This window comes from Novosphingobium sp. (assembly GCF_965229225.1).
GTDB lineage: Bacteria > Pseudomonadota > Alphaproteobacteria > Sphingomonadales > Sphingomonadaceae > Novosphingobium.
This window is the reverse complement of sequence record NZ_OZ245867.1, coordinates 2,242,007-2,261,928: the sequence shown is the minus strand read 5'-3', so window position 1 is coordinate 2,261,928 and position 19,922 is coordinate 2,242,007. Positions and strand designations below refer to the sequence as shown.

Annotated in this window: 19 protein-coding genes, 1 tRNA gene and 1 pseudogene; 14 read left to right on the top strand and 7 right to left on the bottom strand. The window is 66.2% G+C overall.

Annotation, left to right across the window (positions count from 1 at the left end; all coding sequences use genetic code 11):
* Nucleotides 1–123 precede the first annotated feature (123 nt).
* The 3 genes from ACO06X_RS10395 to recQ all read left to right on the top strand — a co-directional run bounded on the left by ACO06X_RS10395 (nucleotide 124) and on the right by recQ (nucleotide 4,394).
* Complete coding sequence (locus ACO06X_RS10395; protein ID WP_421839883.1) at nucleotides 124–1,326, top strand: cation:proton antiporter; 1,203 nt, start codon at nucleotides 124–126, stop codon at nucleotides 1,324–1,326.
* A complete protein-coding gene (locus ACO06X_RS10390) occupies nucleotides 1,323–2,504 on the top strand; it encodes a serine hydrolase domain-containing protein (RefSeq protein WP_421836233.1) in 1,182 nt (393 codons plus the stop codon). The genes ACO06X_RS10395 and ACO06X_RS10390 overlap by 4 nt, the downstream gene beginning before the upstream one ends.
* Before the next feature lie 69 nt (nucleotides 2,505–2,573).
* Nucleotides 2,574–4,394: a DNA helicase RecQ gene (gene recQ / locus ACO06X_RS10385; RefSeq protein ID WP_421836232.1), complete on the top strand. Its 1,821-nt coding sequence runs from the start codon at nucleotides 2,574–2,576 to the stop codon at nucleotides 4,392–4,394.
* Between the two features lie 6 nt (nucleotides 4,395–4,400).
* On the opposite strand, the gene ACO06X_RS10380 is transcribed toward recQ, so the two are convergent.
* Nucleotides 4,401–5,132, bottom strand: coding sequence for an SDR family NAD(P)-dependent oxidoreductase (locus ACO06X_RS10380; RefSeq protein ID WP_421836231.1), 732 nt, complete (start codon nucleotides 5,130–5,132; stop codon nucleotides 4,401–4,403).
* Between the two features lie 160 nt (nucleotides 5,133–5,292).
* Here ACO06X_RS10380 and ACO06X_RS10375 point away from each other — a divergent pair, with 160 nt between their 5' ends.
* The 3 genes from ACO06X_RS10375 to ACO06X_RS10365 are packed head-to-tail and all read left to right on the top strand — an operon-like array spanning nucleotide 5,293 to nucleotide 7,581.
* Nucleotides 5,293–6,498 (top strand): toxic anion resistance protein, encoded by a 1,206-nt coding sequence (locus ACO06X_RS10375; protein ID WP_421836230.1) that lies wholly within the window; start codon nucleotides 5,293–5,295, stop codon nucleotides 6,496–6,498.
* 7 nt (nucleotides 6,499–6,505) lie between these two features.
* The gene (locus tag ACO06X_RS10370) at nucleotides 6,506–7,276 is read left to right on the top strand and encodes a hypothetical protein (RefSeq protein ID WP_421836229.1); all 771 of its coding nucleotides are present in this window, start codon (nucleotides 6,506–6,508) and stop codon (nucleotides 7,274–7,276) included.
* Nucleotides 7,276–7,581 carry a hypothetical protein gene (locus tag ACO06X_RS10365; protein ID WP_421836228.1) on the top strand — a complete coding sequence of 102 codons (306 nt, stop codon included), beginning with the start codon at nucleotides 7,276–7,278 and terminating at the stop codon, nucleotides 7,579–7,581. Before ACO06X_RS10370 ends, ACO06X_RS10365 begins: the two co-directional genes overlap by 1 nt.
* Before the next feature lie 12 nt (nucleotides 7,582–7,593).
* Here ACO06X_RS10365 and ACO06X_RS10360 read toward each other — a convergent pair whose 3' ends face one another.
* Nucleotides 7,594–7,959, bottom strand: a complete 366-nt coding sequence (locus ACO06X_RS10360; RefSeq protein ID WP_421839827.1) for a hypothetical protein — start codon at nucleotides 7,957–7,959, stop codon at nucleotides 7,594–7,596.
* On the bottom strand, nucleotides 7,956–9,713 hold the full coding sequence (locus ACO06X_RS10355; RefSeq protein WP_421839826.1) for a fatty acyl-AMP ligase: 1,758 nt from the start codon (nucleotides 9,711–9,713) through the stop codon (nucleotides 7,956–7,958). The genes ACO06X_RS10360 and ACO06X_RS10355 overlap by 4 nt, the downstream gene beginning before the upstream one ends.
* A 116-nt stretch (nucleotides 9,714–9,829) precedes the next feature.
* Here ACO06X_RS10355 and ACO06X_RS10350 point away from each other — a divergent pair, with 116 nt between their 5' ends.
* Complete coding sequence (locus ACO06X_RS10350; RefSeq protein ID WP_421839825.1) at nucleotides 9,830–10,411, top strand: regulatory protein RecX; 582 nt, start codon at nucleotides 9,830–9,832, stop codon at nucleotides 10,409–10,411.
* On the top strand, nucleotides 10,404–10,934 hold the full coding sequence (locus ACO06X_RS10345; RefSeq protein WP_421839824.1) for a DUF192 domain-containing protein: 531 nt from the start codon (nucleotides 10,404–10,406) through the stop codon (nucleotides 10,932–10,934). Before ACO06X_RS10350 ends, ACO06X_RS10345 begins: the two co-directional genes overlap by 8 nt.
* Nucleotides 10,935–11,204: 270 nt before the next feature.
* On the opposite strand, the gene ACO06X_RS10340 is transcribed toward ACO06X_RS10345, so the two are convergent.
* Nucleotides 11,205–12,254, bottom strand: a complete 1,050-nt coding sequence (locus tag ACO06X_RS10340) for a medium chain dehydrogenase/reductase family protein (protein WP_421839823.1) — start codon at nucleotides 12,252–12,254, stop codon at nucleotides 11,205–11,207.
* A gap of 101 nt (nucleotides 12,255–12,355) precedes the next feature.
* Between ACO06X_RS10340 and ACO06X_RS10335 the strand changes: the two genes are divergently transcribed.
* Both ACO06X_RS10335 and ACO06X_RS10330 read left to right on the top strand, forming a co-directional pair.
* Nucleotides 12,356–12,769 (top strand): NADH:ubiquinone oxidoreductase subunit NDUFA12, encoded by a 414-nt coding sequence (locus ACO06X_RS10335; protein WP_421839822.1) that lies wholly within the window; start codon nucleotides 12,356–12,358, stop codon nucleotides 12,767–12,769.
* Nucleotides 12,769–13,194 (top strand): annotated as a pseudogene (locus ACO06X_RS10330) (DUF2155 domain-containing protein); the annotation flags it as partial. The gene ACO06X_RS10335 and the pseudogene ACO06X_RS10330, both read left to right, overlap by 1 nt.
* A 35-nt stretch (nucleotides 13,195–13,229) precedes the next feature.
* On the opposite strand, the gene aat reads toward ACO06X_RS10330, so the two are convergent.
* Complete coding sequence (gene aat, locus ACO06X_RS10325) at nucleotides 13,230–14,027, bottom strand: leucyl/phenylalanyl-tRNA--protein transferase (protein ID WP_421839821.1); 798 nt, start codon at nucleotides 14,025–14,027, stop codon at nucleotides 13,230–13,232.
* Between the two features lie 64 nt (nucleotides 14,028–14,091).
* On the opposite strand from aat, the gene ACO06X_RS10320 reads away from it, so the two are divergent.
* The 4 genes from ACO06X_RS10320 to nusG all read left to right on the top strand — a co-directional run bounded on the left by ACO06X_RS10320 (nucleotide 14,092) and on the right by nusG (nucleotide 16,348).
* Nucleotides 14,092–14,167: transfer RNA gene (locus ACO06X_RS10320), tRNA-Trp, on the top strand.
* 125 nt (nucleotides 14,168–14,292) lie between these two features.
* Nucleotides 14,293–15,339 (top strand): NAD(P)-dependent alcohol dehydrogenase, encoded by a 1,047-nt coding sequence (locus ACO06X_RS10315; RefSeq protein WP_421839820.1) that lies wholly within the window; start codon nucleotides 14,293–14,295, stop codon nucleotides 15,337–15,339.
* 239 nt (nucleotides 15,340–15,578) lie between these two features.
* Nucleotides 15,579–15,773, top strand: a complete 195-nt coding sequence (secE, locus tag ACO06X_RS10310) for a preprotein translocase subunit SecE (protein WP_298168698.1) — start codon at nucleotides 15,579–15,581, stop codon at nucleotides 15,771–15,773.
* Between the two features lie 38 nt (nucleotides 15,774–15,811).
* Nucleotides 15,812–16,348, top strand: a complete 537-nt coding sequence (gene nusG, locus ACO06X_RS10305) for a transcription termination/antitermination protein NusG (RefSeq protein WP_298168695.1) — start codon at nucleotides 15,812–15,814, stop codon at nucleotides 16,346–16,348.
* 71 nt (nucleotides 16,349–16,419) lie between these two features.
* Here the strand turns inward: nusG and ACO06X_RS10300 are convergent, their stop codons facing one another.
* Nucleotides 16,420–16,653, bottom strand: coding sequence for a type II toxin-antitoxin system Phd/YefM family antitoxin (locus ACO06X_RS10300; RefSeq protein ID WP_421839819.1), 234 nt, complete (start codon nucleotides 16,651–16,653; stop codon nucleotides 16,420–16,422).
* 69 nt (nucleotides 16,654–16,722) lie between these two features.
* Nucleotides 16,723–19,518 (bottom strand): DUF3857 domain-containing protein, encoded by a 2,796-nt coding sequence (locus tag ACO06X_RS10295; protein WP_421839818.1) that lies wholly within the window; start codon nucleotides 19,516–19,518, stop codon nucleotides 16,723–16,725.
* Nucleotides 19,519–19,922: the final 404 nt, after the last annotated feature.

Here is a 19,922-nt window from a genome sequence, read left to right as displayed (position 1 = left end):
CAAAGCGATCCAGAGCGGCCCGGTGTTAACGCCTGGCTTTATCCCCGACCTGCTGCCGTCCCGGCGGGCAAGGCAATAGCCCTTGCCCGCCGGAGACATTAGAAGCCTGACGTCATGCCGACGATGAGCACCTCCGAGATTTTCCTGATCGCGCTGACGATCATCCTTGCCGTGCCCTATGCGGTCTGGCGCCTGCTGCGGACGGACCATTACGCCCCGCTGGTCGTGGTGCAGATCGTCGGCGGCATCATCCTCGGACCCGGCGTGCTCGGCGCCGCGTTTCCCGGATACTACAGCTTCGTGTTCAACCCGCAGGTCATCGGCGCGCTGAACGGTGTGGCGTGGTGGGCGGTGATGATGTTCGTGTTCGCCGCAGGGCTCGAACTCGATCTCGGCGATGCGCTCGGCAACTGGCGCGAGACGGCGATCACTGCCGGCTGCGCGCTGATCTTCCCGCTCCTGCTTGGCGCGGGGGTGGCCGCACTCCTGCTACAGGAGCCGGGCTGGATCGGGCCCAAGGGGAACTTCGGCCAGGCCGTGCTCGGCATCGGCATGGCCTGTGCGGTCACGGCGCTCCCCATCCTCGTGCTGCTGATGGAGAAGCTCGCCATCTTCCGCACGCCCTTCGGTCAACGCCTGCTGCGCTATGCCAGCCTTGATGACGTGCTGATCTGGGGCGTCCTCGCGCTGATCCTGCTGGATTGGGAGCGGGTCGGGCGGCAGGGGTTGTTCCTCGTCATTTTCACGGCTGCGGCCTGGGCGGTGCGTCAACTCGTTGCTCGGATCGGCGAGAATGACCGCTGGTACGTCAGCCTTGTCTGGCTCTCGGCCTGCGGCTTCGCGGCAGACTGGTCGGGCCTGCACTTCATGGTCGGTGCGTTCCTTGCCGGCGCGGTGCTCGATGCCAAGTGGTACAGCCGCGAGCGGCTCGATGCCTTTCGCGAATTCCTGCTGCTTGCGGTCATGCCGGTGTTCTTCCTCTCGACCGGCCTGCGCACCAACTGGGGCGTTGGCGGCGCGGCCGTATTCGGCGCGGCGGGGCTGTTCCTTGCCGCAGCCGTGATCGGCAAGCTTGCCGGCGTGCATCTTGCCGGCCGCATTCTCGGCTGGAAAAAGGGCGAGGCTGCGGTGATCGGCTGGATGCTCCAGACCAAGGCGCTGATCATGATCATCTTCGTCAACGTGCTGCTCGACAAGCAGATCATCACCGCGGAAACCTTCACCGCCATGCTGCTGATGGCCGTCGCCAGCACGATGCTGACAGTGCCCAACGTCCGCCCGCGCCTTGCTCGGTTGGGGCTGGGGCTCGGGGCGGGCCAGGGGTGAGGGCGGCTCTCGCCCTCCTCGCCGCGATCTTGCTCCCGGCAGCTGTGCGGGCAGAGCCGCCCGCAACCATCGCCGTGACATTTGATCGCCATACGATCCGTCCGGTCCTCGCCGAAGGGCTGGCGGACCGCGCCACCGGCCGCAAGGCCACTGCCGATGATCCGGTCCGCGTGGCCTCGATTTCCAAGCTCGTCACCACGCTCGGCGTGCTGCGGCTGGTGGACGAGGGGAAGCTCGATCTCGATTCCGATGTCTCGGTCTGGCTCGGCTGGCCCCTGCGCCACCCGCAGTTCCCGGATCGCCCGATCACCCTGCGCCTGCTTCTCTCGCACCGATCGGGCCTGACCGACGGCGCGGACTACATCATCCCGCTCGGCGAAACGCTGCGCCAGCGCCTGGCCGATCCCCGCGCCTGGGATTCCGCGCATGGCCCCGGGGATGATTGGTTCCATTATACAAACCTCAATTTCCCGGTGGTCGCCTCGGTCATGGAAGCTGCCACGGGCGAACGCTTCGATCGCCTGATGCAGCGCCTTGTCCTGAAGCCGTTGCGGCTTTCCGCCTGCTACAACTGGTCGGGCTGCGATGCCGCCGCAGCCGCCCGCGCGGTGGTGCTCTACCGCGCCGATGGCAGCGTCGCGCGGGATGATCTCAAGGGCGCATTGCCCGCCTGCCCGGTCGTGGTGATCGAGGGCAAGCCCTGCGATCTTGCCGCCTATACCCCCGGCTGGAACGGCGCGCTGTTCTCGCCGCAGGGCGGTCTGCGCATTGCGATGCGCGATCTCGCCCGCATCGGCCAGATGCTCGCGCGCGGCGGGCGCGGCTTCCTCTCGCCCACCAGCTACGCCGCGCTCACCACCCCTGAGTGGAGCCTCAACGGGCACAATGGTGTTGGCGAAAATGGCGAGCCCGATGGCTTTTTCTGCGCCTATGGCCTCGGCCTCCAGCCGATTGCGAACCGCATGGAAGGCTGCCACGATGATCCCTTCGGCGATGGCGTCCCCCGGCTCGGCCATCCCGGCGAGGCTTATGCCCTGCGCTCCGGCCTCTGGCTCGATCCGAAAACCGGCCGCGGGGTCGCCTTCTTCACCACGGCGGTGCCCGATGACGCAGCCAAGGGTGCAAGCGCCTTCACCGCCGCCGAGGAAGCGGTGATCGCGCGAGTGCGCGGCCGATAAGCCGGGGATAATCCGCCACGGAGCCAATAGGGCTTTTCCTTAGTCCATGCGATCTGCCATGGCAGTTTCGTGTCGACGATCAGCCCCGAAACCCTGGACGACGCGCGATCTGCGTCACTGGCCGCCCTTGCCCGCATCTTCGGCTTTTCGAGCTTCCGGGGCGTGCAAGACCAAGTGGTCAGCCGGGTGCTGGCGGGGCAATCCACGCTCGCGGTGATGCCCACCGGCGCGGGCAAGTCACTTACATATCAGCTCCCCGCCGCGATGCTGCCGGGCACCTGCGTGGTCATCTCCCCGCTCATCGCGCTGATGCACGATCAGCTGCGCTCAGCCAATGCCAATGGCCTTGCCGCAGCCGCGCTGACCAGCGTCGATATGGACCGCGAGCAGACGATTGAGCGTTTCCGCAGCGGCCAGCTCGACTTGCTCTACATCGCTCCGGAACGCGCCAGCCAGCCGCATTTCCGCGATCTTCTCGCCCGCGCCCCCATCGCGCTCTTCGCGATCGACGAGGCGCATTGCGTCTCCGAATGGGGCCACGATTTCCGGCCAGACTACCGCCTGCTGCGCCCACTGCTCGATTCCTTTCCGGATGTCCCGCGCCTCGCGCTCACCGCCACGGCAGACCGACACACCCGCGCCGATATCCTCGCCCAGCTTGGCATCCCCGATGCAGGCCTGATCATCGCCGGGTTCGACCGGCCCAATATCCGCTATCACATCACCCCGCGTGACAACGCGCTGCGCCAGCTGAAGGCCCTTCTGGCCGAACAGCCAGGGCCGGGGATCGTCTATGCGCCCACGCGCAATGGCGTGGAGAAACTGGCCGATCAGCTCTCGGCAGGCGGGCCCGGAAAGCAGGGTCGGCGCGTGCTGCCCTATCACGCGGGCCTGCCGGCAGACGTGCGCGCCGCCAATCAGGCCGCGTTCGTCGCCTCCGAAGACATGGTCATGGTCGCCACGGTCGCTTTCGGCATGGGGATCGACAAGCCCGACGTCCGCTTCGTTGCCCATGCGGGCCTGCCCAAATCGATCGAGGGATACTATCAGGAAACCGGCCGCGCCGGGCGCGACGGGGATGATGCCGTCGCCCTGATGCTCTGGGGCGCAGACGATTTCGCCCGCGCCCGCATGCGCATCGGCGAAGTCGAGGAGCACCGCCGCGCCAGCGAACGGGTGCGCCTCGATGCGCTCGCCGGTCTTGTCGAAACCCACACGTGTCGCCGCGCTGTTCTCCTGCGCCATTTCGGGGAGAACCCGCCCGAACGCTGCGGCAATTGCGACAATTGCCTCCACGCGCCCGGGGTGACAGACGCGACGCAGCTGGCGCGCAAGCTGCTCTCCGCGGTCTATCGCACGGGGCAGATGTTCGGCCTTGGCTACCTCGAGAAGGTGCTCACCGGCGCAGCCGACGAACGCGTTACCGATCGCGGCCACGATCAGCTTTCGGTATTCGGCATTGTCCCCGGCGATGAGGCGCCGCTCCTGCGCCCTGTCGCGCGCGCGCTGCAGGCGCGCGGCACGCTCGTCACCAACGAACACGGCGGCTTCGTGCTTGGCGGCGATGCCCGCGCGCTGCTCAAGGGCGAAGGTCGGCTCGATCTCGTCGTCGCGCCCAAGACTGATCGCACCAGCCGCCGCCGCCGGAGCGGCGAAGCCGTGCCCAACCCGGTGGGCGAACCCCTGTTCGAAGCCTTGCGCAACCTCCGCCGCGAGCTTGCGCAAGAAGCCGGCGTCCCGCCTTACGTGATCTTCCACGATTCCGTCCTGCGCGACATGGCGGCGCGGCGGCCCACCACCCAGCAGGACCTCGGCGCCATTGGCGGTGTTGGCGCACGCAAGCTGGAAGCCTACGGCGACCGGTTCCTAGAGGTGATCCGGGGGTTTTGAGGCAGATCAGAACGGAATCGCGGCCCCGTCCCACGCAAACAGTCCGCCGCTATCCCCCGGCGTCAGCCTCTCCAGCACCCCCAGCAGCGCCCCGGCCGAAAGCGCTGGCGTGAACAGCTTCTCCGCCGCCACCCCGCGCTGGAAGGGGGCGGAAAGCCCGGTATCGACGGTGCCCGGATGCAGCGTCACCGCAATGGCCTGCGGGTGGGTTCGCGCCAGTTCCAGCGCGAGGTTCTTCACCAGCATGTTCAGCGCCGCCTTGCTGGCGCGGTAAGCATGCCAGCCGCCCAGCCGGTTATCCGCGATCGAACCGACGCGCGCCGAAAGCGCGGCAAACACCGCGCGTCCGTCGCGCCGCAGCAGTGGCAGCGCATGCTTCGCGATCAGTGCCGGGCCGATGGTGTTCACCGCAAAGAGTTCCGCCATGCCCTCGGCGCTCAGCGCGCGGTACGATTTCTCCGGCCCCGTCCCATCCGCGCGGGTGAGCCGGCCGGTGGCGATGAGCACCATGTCGAGCGGCCCGCCGATACCAGTGCAGGCGGCGGCAATGCTCGCCTCGTCCTGCAAGTCGAACGCAAACGGCTTCAGCTTGCCCCCACATGGTGCATCGCCCCGCCGCGATCCGGCGTGGACTTCGGCAACATCGGCCCGCGCGGCCAATGCCGCCGCGAGCGCACCGCCGATGCCGCCGGAAGCGCCGAACACTGCGCAGCGCAGGACAGGGGAAGGACCGTTCATACCCCGGAATTGGGCGCTTGGCGCCCTGCTGTCGAGCAGGTCCGAAGGGCAGTTGCTGTATTATCTTGCCAATACAGCTTGCGAACCGGCGATCGGCACGCCACATTGCCAGCACAAGCGCCCGCCGACTATCCCGGGGGCGGGAGTGAGACACGACGCCATGGCCAGCAACTCGACCGATACCGTTTCCCCGATCACGCTGACTCCGCCCGATCCCGTGCCGGTGGTCGCGCCAACGCAGGCGGCAGGACTCGTGCCGGTGAGCGACGATACCAGGTCCAAGCTCGAAGCGCGCGCGGAGGCGTTCGTCGCCGATCTCGTCGCGCAGGATGCGGCGAGCCCCGAATTCGGCAAGCGCGTCGATCAGCTCTCCAACATGGGCCGCAAGGAAATTGCGCAGGCGGCGGGCATGTCGAACCGGTTTCTGGATCGCCCAGTGCGCGCGATGGACAAGGATGGCGGCGTGGGCGCCGATCTCGCCGCGCTGCGCCGCACGGTGGAGGAGCTTGATCCCGGCCGGCAGGGCAAGCTTTCAGGCCCGCGCAAGATCCTCGGCATCATCCCCTTCGGCAACAAGCTGAAGACCTATTTCGATAGCTACCAGTCCTCGCAAGGCCACATCAAGGCGATCCTCGATCGGCTCGCCTCGGGCAAGGACGAGCTCCTCATGGACAACGCCGCGATCGACGTGGAGCGCGGCAAGCTGTGGGAAGCGATGGGCAATCTCGAGCAGATGATCCACATCTCCAAGGTGCTCGATCAGAAGCTGGAAGATGCTGCTGCCGATCTTGATCACACCGATCCCGCCAAGGCCAAGGCGATCCGCGAAAGCGCGCTGTTCTATACCCGCCAGCGCACGCAGGACCTGCTCACCCAGATGGCGGTCACGGTGCAGGGCTATCTCGCACTCGATCTGGTGAAGAAGAACAATGTCGAGCTGGTGAAGGGCGTGGACCGCGCGGGCACGACCACGGTCGCCGCGCTGCGCACCGCCGTCACCGTTGCGCAGGCGATGACCAACCAGCGCCTCGTTCTCTCGCAGATCACCGCGCTCAACACGACGACGGCGAACATCATCGATTCCACTGGCAAGCTGCTGCGCGAACAGACCGGCAAGATCCACGAGATGGCGGCCTCCAGCACGATCCCGCTGGAGACGTTGCAGCGCGCGTTCCAGAATATCTACGAGACGATGGACACCATCGACACGTTCAAGCTCAAGGCGCTCGATGCGATGAAGCAGACGGTCGATACGCTTTCGGGCGAGGTCGAGAAGTCCAAGGGCTATATCGCGCGCGCCGAGGGGCAGGCGCAAGCGAAGCTCGCAGGAGACGCCACCTCACCGCTGCTGAGCCTGGAGGGCTGACCCACTCATGGCGGAAAGCGCGAGCGAGAGCAGCCGGATCCTATCCGAAGCGCGCGCCAGCCTGCAACGCCAGCAGGCGGGCGGGCGCCGGGTCGGTGGTCGTTCGATCGGGCGGCGTTCGGCAGAACTGAAGCGGCTTCACCTGGCGCGCAAGGCCGCGCGCATGGCGTTTGCGGTCATGGCAATCCTGCTCGGCGCGTTTGTGACGGGGCTGGTGATCAACGGCATCGGTTTCACCGGGATCGTGGTGACCTTCCTGGCCATCGTCGCCGCGCTGGCGGTGCTCGGCACGTTTCCCAAGCTCAAGGTGCCGGATCTCACGGCGCTGAACAAGGGCGACGTCCGCACCATGGTCGCGCGTACCGAACTCTGGCTCGAAGCCCAGCGCCCGGCGCTGCCTGCGCCTGCGGTGAACCTGATCGACCAGATCGGCGTGCAGCTCGATGGCCTCGGTCTGCAGCTCGAAGGTGTCGATCCGGCTGAACCCGCCGTCACTGAAGTGCGCAAGCTGGTGGGCGAACATCTGCCCGGCATGGTCGAAAGCTATCGCCGCATTCCGGCGGGCCTGCGCCGCGAACAGCGCGACGGGCGCAACGCCGATCAGCAGCTCACCGACGGGCTCGGCAAGATCAGCCAGGAGATCGATGCGGTCACGCGCCAGCTGGCAGCGGGCGATCTCGATGCCCTCGCCGTGCGCGGGCGCTTCCTCGATTACAAGTACGGGGGCGAGCTCGATCAGGCCGCCCTGCAGCTTGCTGCGCCCAAGGCTGACGTCTGATGCGCGTCTCGATCCCCCACACCCTCGGCAAGGATGAACTGCGCCGCCGCATGGCCGCCCGGCTGGGTGATGCGGAGGACAAGGCGCAGGGCATGCTCGGCGGCCTCGCCACGGTCGAAACCAGCTGGGTGGATGAAGACACGCTGGACGTGGTCGTCAGCGCGATGGGCTACACGATCCCCTGCAGTGCGGCGATTGCCGAAGCCTCGCTGGATTTCGAGGTCGAGATTCCCGCAGGCGCCGGTTTCGCGCGGCGGATGATCGAAAGCGCGGTGCGCGAAAAGGGCGAAAAGCTGGTCGGTTGACCGGCGCACGTTTCAGGCGAGGCGCGCTTCCATCTCCGCAATCAGAGCATCGAGCGTGCCGAGGCCGTCGAGCGTCGGTGCGTCGATCAGGACTTCGACCTTGCCGCCGCGTTCGCGCAGGACTGCCGGAAGCGGGATGCCCTTGTGCGGCGTGTCATCCTTGTGCTGGAACACCGCCGGCATCGGCAGCCCCGCGAGCCACTTCCGCCACTTCGGGTCCATCCGCAGCGAACCGTAGGTCACCGCACAGAGGCTGCACGGGTACGTCGATGGCGAGAGGGTCTTGTGCAGCGAATCCAGCGCCATCTGCACCAGCCCGCCATTGGCGTTGTAGATGAAGATCAGACGGTCCGCTGCGGGCGAGGCGGGCGCGCTCAAGCCGCCAGGCTGTACGGCTCGATCTCACCGGTGAGGTAAAGCTTCTTCGCCTTGGCGCGGCTCAGCTTGCCCGAACTGGTGCGCGGCAGCGTGCGCGGCGGCACGAGTTCGATCACGCAGTTCATGCCGGTGATCGAACGCACCTTCTCGCGGATCGCGTCGCGCAGCTTCACGCGCTCTTCCGGATCGGACACACGGCAGTGAACGAGTACCGCCGGGGTTTCCTCCCCGTTTTCGGTCTCGACCGAGAAGGCGGCGATATCGCCCTGATGGAAGCCGGGCAATTGCTCCACCGCCCATTCGATATCCTGCGGCCAGTGGTTCTTGCCGTTGATGATGATCATGTCCTTCGCCCGGCCGACGATGAACAGGTAGCCCTCTTCGTTGAGGTAGCCCATGTCGCCGGTATCGAGCCAGCCGCCCACCATGCAGGCTTCGGTCGCTTCGGGATCGCGGAAATAGGAGTGCATGACCGAGCTGCCCCGGCACCACACCTTGCCGATGTGGTGATGGGCAAGGGCCTCGCCATGCTCGCCGCGCACTTCCACGTCCATGCCGCGCACGGGCTTGCCGCAGTTGACGATCGCGCGGTAGCGCGCGGGCCGCGAAAGGTCGCGCGGGGTACCCGACAGCCGCTCTTCCTCGACCAGCTCGACCCGGATCCCTTCGCCCGGTGGCATGAGCGTGACGGCCAGCGTTGCCTCGGCAAGGCCGTAGCTGGGCAGGAAGGCGCTCGCCTTGAAACCGGCATCGGCAAAGGCGTTGACGAAGCTCTGCATCACGTCGGGCCGGATCATGTCCGCGCCGTTGCCTGCAATCCGCCAGCGCGAAAGGTCGAAGCGTTCGGCCACGTTGCTCTGGCTGGAGATGCGGCGCGCGCAGATGTCATACCCGAAGGTGGGCGAGTAGGACATCGAGGTGCCCTTGTTGCGGCTGATCAGATCGAGCCACGCCAGCGGACGGCGCGCGAAATCCTCGGTCTTGAGGTAATCGGCGGAAACCTGGTTGGCGATCAGCGAAAGGAAGCAGCCGACCAGACCCATGTCATGATACCACGGCAGCCAGCTGATCGCGCGGTCGCCCGGTTGGAACTCCATGCCATGCGAATGGCCCGCAAGGTTCGCCAGCAGCGCGCGGTGGGTAACGGCAACGCCGTGGGGGAAGCGGGTCGAGCCGCTCGAATACTGGAGGTAGGAAATCGCGTCCGGATCGGGCGTCGGCAGTTCGGTCTCGGCCGGCGCTGCCGCGGCGGCGAATTCCTGCCAGGTCAGGCCCTTGCAGCCGCAGCGCTCTGCCGCAGCGGCGCAGATCGCTGCGATCTCGTCGGGGTAGAGCAGCATCGCGGGATCGGAACTGGTGATCTGCACCGCGAGCTGGTCGATGTAGTTTTCCTTGCCGCCGAAGCTGGTGGGTAGCGGCAGCGGCACCGGCCAGGCACCCGCATACATCGCGCCGCAGAACAGCGCGGCGAAGTCTGCGCCGGTCTCGGCGATCAGGGCAATCCGGTCGCCCGGCTGCACGCCCATCGCGATGAGGCGACGCGCGGCGACGAGCGCATCGGCGCGCAGCTCGGCATAGGGATAGACGCGCACCAGCGTTCCACGCGCATCGTGGAAATTGAGGCCGCAAGGCCCCTCGGCGGCGAAGTCCAGCGCCTCGCAGAAAGTGGTGAAATCGGCGAACCGACGCGGACGCCCATCGTCGTTGGGCGTCGGAACCAGCGCGGCCTTGGCGGCGGCGTCCAGGACAGTCATGCGTTACCCCGTTATGGTTCTGGGTTGAATGCGATAGGGGCCCAACCGGGCTGTTCTGCCTCCGCAGACGATTGCGGGACGTTCCCATTTACGCGGGACTGTGGCACGAATGTGGCATGGCGTTTACTAGTTCCGTGCGCGCGTCGGGCCGAGCCGGGGGGAGACGGCAGAAAACCCCGCCTCCGCCGCTCGATCAGGCTGCCCTCGATGCGCTTGCGCTGACGTATGTGGCGCGCTTCGCGACGAGTTCGGGGCGGCTTGCGGACTATCTGCGCCGCAAACTGCGCGAGCGCGGCTGGGCGGAAGAAAGCCCGCCCGATATTGCAGCGCTCGTGACGCGGATGACGGAACGCCGCTATGTCGATGATGCCGCTTTCTCGGCCGCGAAGGGCGAGAGCCTGCGCCGGCGCGGCTATGGCGCGCGGCGGATCGACGATACGCTGAACCACGATGGCATTGCCGAGCCCTTGCGCGCCGCCGCGCGCGGCAACGAGACCGAGCGACGCCATGCCGTGCTCGCCTTTGCCCGGCGCAAGCGGTTCTGGCCTTATTCAGGTGAACCCTGCCTTGATCCTGCCATGCGCCGCAAGCACCTCGCGGCCTACCTTCGCGCCGGGCACGGGCTTGACCATGTGCGCCGGGTGATGGATGCGCGGGACCTCAGTGACCTCGAAGAATGGGCCGAAGAACATGAATAAGGCGATCTGGCCGAAGACGCTCTGGAATAGGGCCGCGAGCCTTGCGCTGCTGATTGCGGCAGTCGGTTGCTCGCCGCTCGGCGCGGGATCGACGAGTGCGCAGGGGACGGCCACCAATGCGCCAGCCGCACAGCTTTCGGTCCACCCTGTCTCCGGCCTCACCGTGGTGCCGCTGACCGTGTCGACCGCCAGCGGCGCGCACGTGTTCAAGGTTGAAGTGGCCGCCACGCCGGGCGAGCAGGAGCGCGGCCTGATGTTCCGCACCGTGATGGGCGCGGACGAGGGGATGATCTTCCCGATGAATCCGCCCCGGCCCAGCGCGTTCTGGATGAAGAACACGGTGATCCCGCTCGACATCATCTTCATCGGCGCGGACCACAAGGTGCTCAACATCGCTGCCAACGCGGTGCCCTATGATCTCTCGCCGCTTCCTTCGGTTGGCGCTGCGGCGGGCGTGCTGGAGCTTAACGGCGGGCGGGCCGCGCAGATCGGGTTGAAGGCGGGCGATACCGTCAACTGGTAGGTCCTAGGGTCCAAACTCAATCAGGGCGCGTTCGAGGCGCCCAAATGGCGAACATATCGGCCGAAGCGGCCCGCCGCGAAGGCTGGCTGCCCTTGCAAGGGCCGCTTTGGCCGAGATGGAAGCCATTTGGGCGCCCCGGAGGGGTTTGCGGCAAAACGGCCCATTGCTGCGTCGGAAAGGCTTGAGATATCGACATATCCCTGCGCCGTTCCTCCTTGCACTGAGCCGTTTTGCCGCAAACCTCGAACGCGCCCTGATTGAGTTTGGACCCTAGCCCCAGGGCAGCAGCACGACCTTTCCGCCAAGCCCGCCCTTTTCGATCCTCCGGTGCACATCGGCGGCGGCGGATAGCGGCAACCGGTCTGCGACGACTGGACGGATGCGGCCTTCCTTCAGACAGCCCAGCAGCTTGGTCAGATCGTCGGCGAATTGCCCGGGATGCGCCTTGCGCCTGTCGGTGATCGAATACCACACCGCGCGGCGGCCGCCGAGCAGCGGGCTGAGCACCGACCAAAGCTTGAGGCGGGCGAGGCCGAGCCCGGCGGCGATCAGGCTCTCCCCGCCTGTCGCCATGGTCTGCGAACCATAGCCGACCAGCACGCCGCCCTTCGCCAACGTGCTGAACGAGCGCTTGAAATGTGCGCCGCCGATCGCATCGAACACCGCATCGACCCCCCGCCCGCCGGTCGCACGCTTCACGGCCTCGGCGAAGTCCCCGGCGCGGTAATCGATCGCCTGCGCGCCGTAGCTTTCAACCACGCCCAGGTTCGCAGCGGAGCATGTGCCGATCGCGCGCAGCCGCATCGCCCGCGCCAGATCGAGCAGCGCCGTGCCGACCGACCCTGACGCGCCGACGACGAGGATGGTCGCGCCCGACTGGATCGCCGCAGCGCGCGCCAGCATCTGATACGCAGTCATGTAGGCCAGCGGGAGGCAGACCGCTTCCGCCGGATCGATACCCTCCGGCACCGGCACCAACGAGGCCGCCGGCCGCACAGCATATTGCGTGTAACCGCCAACCACGGTGAGATCGGCCACCATCTCGCCCAGCGCCGGGCGGGTGACGCCTTCGCCCAGCGCATCGACCGTACCGACCAGATCATAGCCCGGCGTGAAGGGCAGCGGTCCCTTGAAATCCGGATAGCGGCCCATGCGGATGAACGCGTCGGTAAAGCCGGTTCCCGCCGCCAGCACCTTGATGCGCACTTCGCCCGGACCGGGTACAGGCAGCGCATCCTCGCGCACAAGTTCAAGGACATCTGGCCCGCCGAACCGGGCAATCTCGATATGCTCCCACGCCACGCGACCATCCTGTTGCAAGGGGCTTTGCCGTGCAGACTATGAACACAGGGCAGCAATGCAATCCCTTATGCGATGATGCGCTTGCATGGCCCCCCTGTCAGACGCTAAGCGCGCATCCCATGAGCATCCTCGGCAAGATCTTCACCTGGTGGGACGGCGCCACCTTCGGCACCATGCTCGACAGCGCGCGCAATGGCGTGAAAGTCGGCACCGACGTGCAGGGCAACACCTACTACCGCGCGCGCAAGCCCTATCCCAAGGGCCACCCCTTCGCCGGGAGCGAGCGCCGCTGGGTGATCTACAACGGCGCGAACGACGCGAGCCGGGTGCCCGCCGAATGGCACGGCTGGCTGCACGGCAATTTTGACGGCACGCCCGAAAGCAACCTCCCGCCGCCCCGGATCTGGGAAGTCCCGTTCACCCCCAACGCCACCGGCACCTCTGCCGCCTACCGCCCGCAGGGTGCGCTTGAGCGCGGCGGCAAGCGCGCGCGCGCCACGGGCGACTACGAAGCCTGGTCGCCCGAGGGCTGATGCGCCGCTTCGCACCGCTGCGGCTGACGCCTGCTCTGCTGGCGGTGGTTCTATCCGGATTGGCGGCATGCAGCGGCAACAAGAACGCCGAGGCCCCACCGCCGAGCGAGGCGACGCAAGGGGCTGGCCCTGCAGCCGATGCATCCGGCGTCGTCGAAAGCGAATTCGGCACACCGGTCAAGGACCGCGTGGCAACACTCGGCTTCCTCAACAAACGCAACAACATCACCCAGATCATCGAGCTGAAGACCGGCGAATCGCGACGCATCGGCAATGCGATCATCAAGCTTGCCACTTGTGAACGCACAGCGCCCTGGGAGGATCCCCCCGAAACCGGCGCTTTCGTCCAGCTCTTCGTCGAGGAGCGGGCCACCACGAAGGACAAGCTCGCCTGGCACAAGGTTTTCTCGGGCTGGCTGTTCAAGAATTCGCCCGCGCTCAACGTGGTCGAACACCCGGTCTATGATGTTTGGGTCAAGGACTGCGCGATGAAGTTCCCCGGCGAGGAGGAAAGCCCCGCCGCCGCCGCATCGACGAGCAGCGCGGCAAAGCCGGTCGGCAAGCAGCCCGCCACCACCGCCACGCCGGCTGCGCCCGCCGTACCGGACGATGCCCCGGCAAACGATTCGCCGCCGGCCTGAGCGCCCGGGCCCGGTGCCAGCGCAGCCTGCAGCATTTCGAGGTAGCGCGCCTGCGTGATCTCCACCGCACCCAGTGAAGCAAGGTGCGGCGTGGTGAACTGGCAATCGAGCAATTGTGCCCCCGCCCGGCGCAGCGCCGCGACGAGCCACGCCAGCGCCACCTTTGAAGCATCGCTGGTGCGGCTGAACATGCTTTCGCCGCAGAACACCCGGCCAAACCCGACTCCGTAGAGCCCGCCGACGAGCACTTCGGTGCCGCCCGGACCTTCTTGCCAGGTTTCGATCGAATGGGCATGCCCGTGGCGGTGCAGCTCGCGGTAGCTTGTTGCGATGCGCAGGCTGATCCAGCTGTCCTCTGCATCGACACGCGGCGCAGCGCAGGCATCGATCACGGCGTCGAAGGCCTCGTTGCAGGTCACGCGGAACCGGCCACGGCGCAAGGTGCGCGCAAGACTGTGCGACACGTGAAACCCGTCCAGCGGCAGGATCGCGCGCATCCGCGGCTCGACCCAATAGACTTCAGGGTCATCGCGGCTGTCCGACATCGGAAAAATGCCGGCGCGATAAGCCTGAAGCAAAAGTTCGGGCGGAATGATCGAGGTGTCGTGACGGGACATCTTTGGTCGAATCTTCTTTGGTTGCGCTGGCCGCGTCAACCCACTAAGGGCGCTTCTCCGGCACAGGAGTGTAGCTCAGTTGGTAGAGCATCGGTCTCCAAAACCGAGGGCCGTGGGTTCGAGTCCCTCCACTCCTGCCAAGTCCTGCGGATAGATTCCGCAGTAAGGGCTCGGCGCCGGTTCCCACTTTCGTGAGTTTGTCCCTTGTGCCGCCGCCTGCCATGGTGCGCCGACAAATCACCACTCCTGCCGAAAGCACCCAGCCATGACCGTCAAAGCCTATGCCGCAGCGGCCGCCGACCAGCCGCTCGGGCCCTTCGCGATCGAACGCCGGGAGGCCGGCCCGAACGATGTGGTGATCGAGATCGCCTATTGCGGTGTGTGCCATTCCGATCTGCACACCGTGCGCGGCGAATGGGGCGGCACGATGTTTCCCTGCGTGCCGGGCCACGAGATCGTTGGCACGGTCAGCGCCACCGGCAGTGCAGTGACGCGATTCGCGCCCGGCGATACCGTCGGCGTCGGTTGCATCGTCGATAGCTGCCGCACTTGCGCGGCCTGCGGCGAGGGGCTGGAGCAGTTCTGCGCGAGCGGGATGACCGGCACCTACAATTCGCCAACGCCCGATGCGCCGGGCCACACGCTCGGCGGATACTCGCAAGCGATCGTGGTCGATCAGGCCTATGTGCTAGCGATCCGGCATCCGAAGGAGCAGCTCGCGGCCGTTGCACCGCTGCTCTGTGCCGGAATCACCACCTGGTCGCCGCTGCGCCACTGGAATGCCGGACCGGGCAAGCGCGTCGGCGTGGTCGGTATCGGCGGCCTTGGCCATATGGGCATCAAGCTTGGCCGCGCGCTCGGCGCCGAAGTGACCGGCTTCACCACCAATCCCGCCAAGCGGCAGGCGATTCTCGATCTCGGCGCGCACCATGTCGTGGTCTCGACCGACAAGGCGGAAATGAAGGCCGCGCGCGAAAGCCTTGATCTCATCATCAATACTGTCTCGCACAGCCACGATCTCGATCCCTACCTCCTGACGCTGACGCGCGACGGGACGATGGTGATGGTGGGCGGACCGGAAAAGCCGCATCCGATGCCCACGCTGTTCCACCTGCTGACCCGCCGCCGCAGCATCGCCGGCTCGCTGATCGGCGGTATCGCTGAAACGCAGGAAATGCTCGATTTCTGCGCCGAACATGGCGTGGTTTCCGACATCGAGCTGATTCGCATGGAAGAAATCGAGGCGGCCTATGCGCGCATGCTGAAGAGCGATGTGCGCTATCGCTTCGTGATCGACACGAAGACGATCTGACCGGCTGCGCTGGCAGGCCGCTCCCCTGCCGGAGCCGGAGGTTTGCCAGCGCGTCGCCGCGCCCCCGGCCTCTTGCCAAGTGCCGCCCCAGCGCCTAAATGCCGGCTTCTTCCGACATCGGAAACTTCGCCTGCCCCTCCCGGACCTGTCCGGGGCGGCGATGAGGCCTAGCCGGAAGCCGTGGAAGCCCGTGCGATGGACGTGCGGCCCCAAGTTGAAGTGATTGGCAGGAACACGTGATGGCAAAGCTCAGCCCCGGCGAATTCATCAACCAGGTCCGCGCCGAAGCGCGCAAGGTGATCTGGCCGACCCGCGCCGAGACGACCACGACCGCGATCTTCGTCGGCATCATGATGCTCATCCTCGCGGTGTTCTTCCTCGGCATCGATTCGATCTTCAGCCTGATCGTGCGCTCGCTGCTGACGCTCGCCTGATCAGCTTTACTCTCAGTAGATTCACGCAAGGACTGCACATGGCCCGCTGGTACATCATCCACGCCTATTCCGGTTTCGAGAGCAAGGTGAAGGATGCGATCCTCTCCGAAGCCGAGCGCATCGGGCTCTCGCAGCTGGTCGAAGCGGTCGAAGTGCCCACCGAAACCGTCACCGAGGTGAAGCGTGGCAAGAAGGTCCAGGTCGAACGCAAGTTCATGCCCGGCTACGTCCTCGCCAAGCTGGCGATGAACGACGACATCTATCACCTTGTGAAGAACACCCCCAAGGTCACCGGGTTCCTCGGCAACAACAACAAGCCGCAGCCGATTTCCGACAAGGAAGCCGCCCGCTACTTCGGCGCGCGCGAAGCCGCCGCTGCCGAGCCGCGCAAGCAGGTGCTGGTCGATTACGAGATCGGCGATTCGGTCAAGGTCAACGCCGGCCCGTTCGCCTCGTTCAACGGCACCGTGGAAGAGCTCGATTTCGAGAAGCAGCGCGTCAAGGTCGCCGTCTCGATCTTCGGCCGCGCGACGCCGGTGGAACTGAGCTTCGAGGAAGTCGAACTGGTCAAGTAAGCGGCGGGGGGGCAGCGTATGCTGCCCCGGCTGCCAGATCAGTCTATTGGCAGATCAGTCTATTGGTATCTTTAACCGGGCTGCCAATCGCTCAGTTCGTCCTCGGGCAGCGGCTCGTCAAACCGGGCATCCATCGCGATCCGGCCCTTGAGCGCGCCGAACTGCCGACGCCCGCGTGAGGCTATTGGTACCAGCCGCACCACCGCCACATTGCGCCGTGTGGTTACCACCTCTCGGCCCGCGAGCACGTCGGCGATCAGGCGGGATAGCTGCGCCTTGGCATCGTGAACCGAGATCCGGACCATGGCTTCTCCCTAGCATACCATGCAGCCAAAACAGCGCTTCCGGGCAAGGACCGTGCTTTCCGGACCCCCTTAAGGCTTGATCCCGAAGTGGGCGTAGAAGTGCCCCACATCCGGGAACACCGTCTTCGCCGCCTTGCTTAGCGCCGCCGCCTTGGCCTTGTCGCCCATGCGGTCCGCCACGATTCCGGCCATGAAGAGCGAGGCGGTCTGCTCCGGTTCTGCTGCCAGCGCCGCTTCGTAGTCCGCCATGGCTTCCTTCAGGCGGCCCGCGCGGAAGTGCACCAGCGCGCGGCTGTCCATGTACATCGCCGGGTCGGAATCGAGCTCGATCGCCTTGTTGCAATCGGTGAGCGCGGTATCGAGCGCGGTGTTCCTGAGGCCCAGATACCAGCAGCGCGCATTGCGCAGCTTGGCTGACGAGCCGCGCTTTTCCAGTGCTTCGTCGAGCATGGCGAGTGCCTCGTCATGCCGGTCGGCCTGTTCGAGCCGGTCGACCTTTTCGAGGAAGTTCGAGAGGCCGTCGTCGGTGGCGATGTCGAGGTCGGTGGGCAGCAGGTCGAGCCCGTCGTCCACCTTGCCAGCCTCGATCAGATCGTAGGCAAGGCTGCTGCGGGCATCGGCATTGCCCTGCTCGAGATCATAGGCGGCCTGCGTATCAGCGAGCGAACCGGCACGATTGCCGATCTTGCTGCGCAGGCCCGAACGCTTGAGATAGCGGTCTGCCGAGGCATCGAGCGCGATGGCGCGGGTATAGTCGGCTTCGGCTGCGGCCCAGTTGAACAGCGTCCGTTCGAACCAGGCACGGTCGGTCAGGCGCGTCGCGTCGTCGGGCTTGTCGGCAATGCGCGCATCGAGGATGGCACGCACTTTGGCGAGGGCGGGGCTGCCCTTGCGCCGCGCCACATCATCCCACCACTTCGGGTAGGAGGGATCGAGCGAGAGGCGCGCGGTGCGCTCCATCGCATCGGAAATCGCCTTGGCGGTGCTGCTCGCCTTTTCGGGCGCGATTTCGGCTCCGCTTTCGCGCGAGACGATTTCCTCAGAAAGCGTGCCTCCGGCGAGTGCAAGGCGGCGCTGCCAGGTGGCGGCGGGCAGTTCGAGGCTGCCGGGATCGCCGCCGCTCAGCGTCACGCCCTTGCCCGCATCGGGCAGGTTCCACGTTGTGCGCAGCCGTGCATGCCATGGCTCGCTAATCAGCGCCGGGATCGCGCGCCATGCCGCCCGGTCGCGCGGGGCGTCGTAGGTGACCTTGAGGCTCGGCGGCACCGCGAGCGCATAGTGCCCGTCGCGGTACTTCCAGTCCGGATAGGCAATACCGTCGAAGTCCAGCGTCCACACGCCCGCCTCGGCATCCCAGGTCGAGCGCGGCTTGCCGACGAACGTGTCGCCGATCCAGTTGGTGGCCGCCTTTTCGGCAAAGCTCGTGAGTTTCTCGTCGTAATTCGGGCCCGGATCGACCTTGTAGGCAGCGGCGTACGTGCCGTTGTAGCGCAGTGTCAGGTGATAGGGCGTGGCAAGGTGCGGCCCGGCGGCCATGTCGTAGGCAAGGTCCGCTTCGATATCGGGCCGGGTATGCGCGCGCAGCGGCAGCGCGAACAGCGCGGGCTTGCTGCCTTCGATCGTGCCACCCATCGGCAGCACCGTGCCATAGCGGGGCACATCGCGAATATCGGCGAGGCGCGAACCCAGCATCGTGCCGTCGAGCCAGAAGTCCTCCTCACCCACCTTGGCGTGGACGAAGACATGGTCGAACGCGAGCGCGGCGGGCACCATGTCCGGCACCGCATCACCGCGCTTGCTGTTCGCCATCACCGGCTCGGCCTTGATCCCCAGCCGATCGAGCACTGCGAGGAGCAGCAGCGTCTTGGCCTTGCAATCGCCATAGCGCTTTGCCCAGGTATCGGCGGGGGCCTGCGGCACATAGTTGCCGTTGCCCATCGCGATCAGTTCATAGCGCACCTCGTCCTGCACCAGCCGCAGCGCATCGGCCATGCGGGTGACCGGATCGGCGGATCGCTTGGCAATCGCATCGACTCGTGCGGCAAGGTCAGAGTCTGCCGGGATCGTGCCCTTCACCGCATAAAGCGGCGCCATGACTTTGGCGACCGCGGCCCAGTCAGGGAAGCTGGTGAACTGCAGCAAGGGCACCGGCGTGAACCGGCTCGGTGCATTTTTGGGGACATCGGGCAGCTTTGCCACCGGCAGCGGCACCACGATTTCAGTCCAGGTCGCATCGACGGGTTTCGGCGTGGGCGTGACCCCCGGCGCCAGCGACTTCACCGTCAGCGGGCTGGCCGTCCGCCACACCAGCCGCGCCCGGCCAAAGCCGACCTTGAGCGGCGCGGGCAGCAGCACGAGGCCATCCTGCACGTGGCCCGCCAGCGCGGTGTCGCGCTCTGAAATGCTGAACACCATGCGCAGCACGTCGCCCACGCGCAGGCCTTCGATGTGCTTGACCGCCGTGAGCTGGCCATCGACCATCAGCCGCTCCAGCCCCGCCTCGCGCCGGATCACGGTGATGCCTTCGCCCTTGCCGAGTGCATCGATCACAGAATCGCCGCGGATGATTTCCAGCTTGTGCAGCGTGAGGTCGCCGTGGTCCGGTTGCCAAGGCAAGGTCAGCGTGCCCATTTGCAACAGGGCTTCCGGGCTCGAGGCCTGGCGCATGGTGTCGATATAGACGGTGGTGGTGTCACCATCGACCTGCACCTGCTCATCGAAGCGCACGGCGCTGTCGGCCTTTAGCACGGGCGGGGCCTGCGTCACCCAGGCGGGTACAGGGGCGATCAGGACCTTGTCAGCCGCGCGTGCAGACGTGGAGGCAAGCGCCGAAACAACGACGGCGGCAATTAGGTTTCTGTGCAAGTGAAGCCCCGACGAACGACTGGAGGGCCAAGGGATAACCATGTGGCGACAAAGCGCAACGGTTCGTCCGACCATATCGGCAGGGCCGGGAAATCGCGCCTCGCCGTGTGGCAGGCCAATCGTCCTTCGTGCCGATCAGGCCGCAAACGCATAAACCACGCCTTCGCGGCAACCGGACGGCAAAATTCAGGAGTTTACGGTCTGGTGCCCATGCCAGCCGCAGCCGGCTCCCTTCCTAAGCCCCGGTAGGGCCGCTTTGACCATGATTTCTGCGCGATCGGATGGATAACCTGATTGGTTAACAGTCTCGCCGAAAGCGGTGTTATCGAGGTCGGTCACCGGTGCCTGCCCGGTCATTTATGCAGATCTGTTCGAAACCACTGGTGGCAAAGTTATGCATTCAG

Excerpts from the sequence above, each read along its gene's own strand:
- ACO06X_RS10395 (WP_421839883.1), top strand. The coding sequence starts at position 124 with ATGAGCACCTCCGAGATTTTCCTGATCGCGCTGACGATCATCCTTGCC.
- ACO06X_RS10380 (WP_421836231.1), bottom strand. The coding sequence starts at position 5,132 with ATGAACGGTCCTTCCCCTGTCCTGCGCTGCGCAGTGTTCGGCGCTTCC.
- ACO06X_RS10375 (WP_421836230.1), top strand. The coding sequence starts at position 5,293 with ATGGCCAGCAACTCGACCGATACCGTTTCCCCGATCACGCTGACTCCG.
- ACO06X_RS10370 (WP_421836229.1), top strand. The coding sequence starts at position 6,506 with ATGGCGGAAAGCGCGAGCGAGAGCAGCCGGATCCTATCCGAAGCGCGC.
- ACO06X_RS10365 (WP_421836228.1), top strand. The coding sequence starts at position 7,276 with ATGCGCGTCTCGATCCCCCACACCCTCGGCAAGGATGAACTGCGCCGC.
- ACO06X_RS10355 (WP_421839826.1), bottom strand. The coding sequence starts at position 9,713 with ATGACTGTCCTGGACGCCGCCGCCAAGGCCGCGCTGGTTCCGACGCCC.
- ACO06X_RS10350 (WP_421839825.1), top strand. The coding sequence starts at position 9,830 with ATGGCGTTTACTAGTTCCGTGCGCGCGTCGGGCCGAGCCGGGGGGAGA.
- ACO06X_RS10345 (WP_421839824.1), top strand. The coding sequence starts at position 10,404 with ATGAATAAGGCGATCTGGCCGAAGACGCTCTGGAATAGGGCCGCGAGC.
- ACO06X_RS10335 (WP_421839822.1), top strand. The coding sequence starts at position 12,356 with ATGAGCATCCTCGGCAAGATCTTCACCTGGTGGGACGGCGCCACCTTC.
- aat (WP_421839821.1), bottom strand. The coding sequence starts at position 14,027 with ATGTCCCGTCACGACACCTCGATCATTCCGCCCGAACTTTTGCTTCAG.
- ACO06X_RS10315 (WP_421839820.1), top strand. The coding sequence starts at position 14,293 with ATGACCGTCAAAGCCTATGCCGCAGCGGCCGCCGACCAGCCGCTCGGG.
- secE (WP_298168698.1), top strand. The coding sequence starts at position 15,579 with ATGGCAAAGCTCAGCCCCGGCGAATTCATCAACCAGGTCCGCGCCGAA.
- nusG (WP_298168695.1), top strand. The coding sequence starts at position 15,812 with ATGGCCCGCTGGTACATCATCCACGCCTATTCCGGTTTCGAGAGCAAG.
- ACO06X_RS10300 (WP_421839819.1), bottom strand. The coding sequence starts at position 16,653 with ATGGTCCGGATCTCGGTTCACGATGCCAAGGCGCAGCTATCCCGCCTG.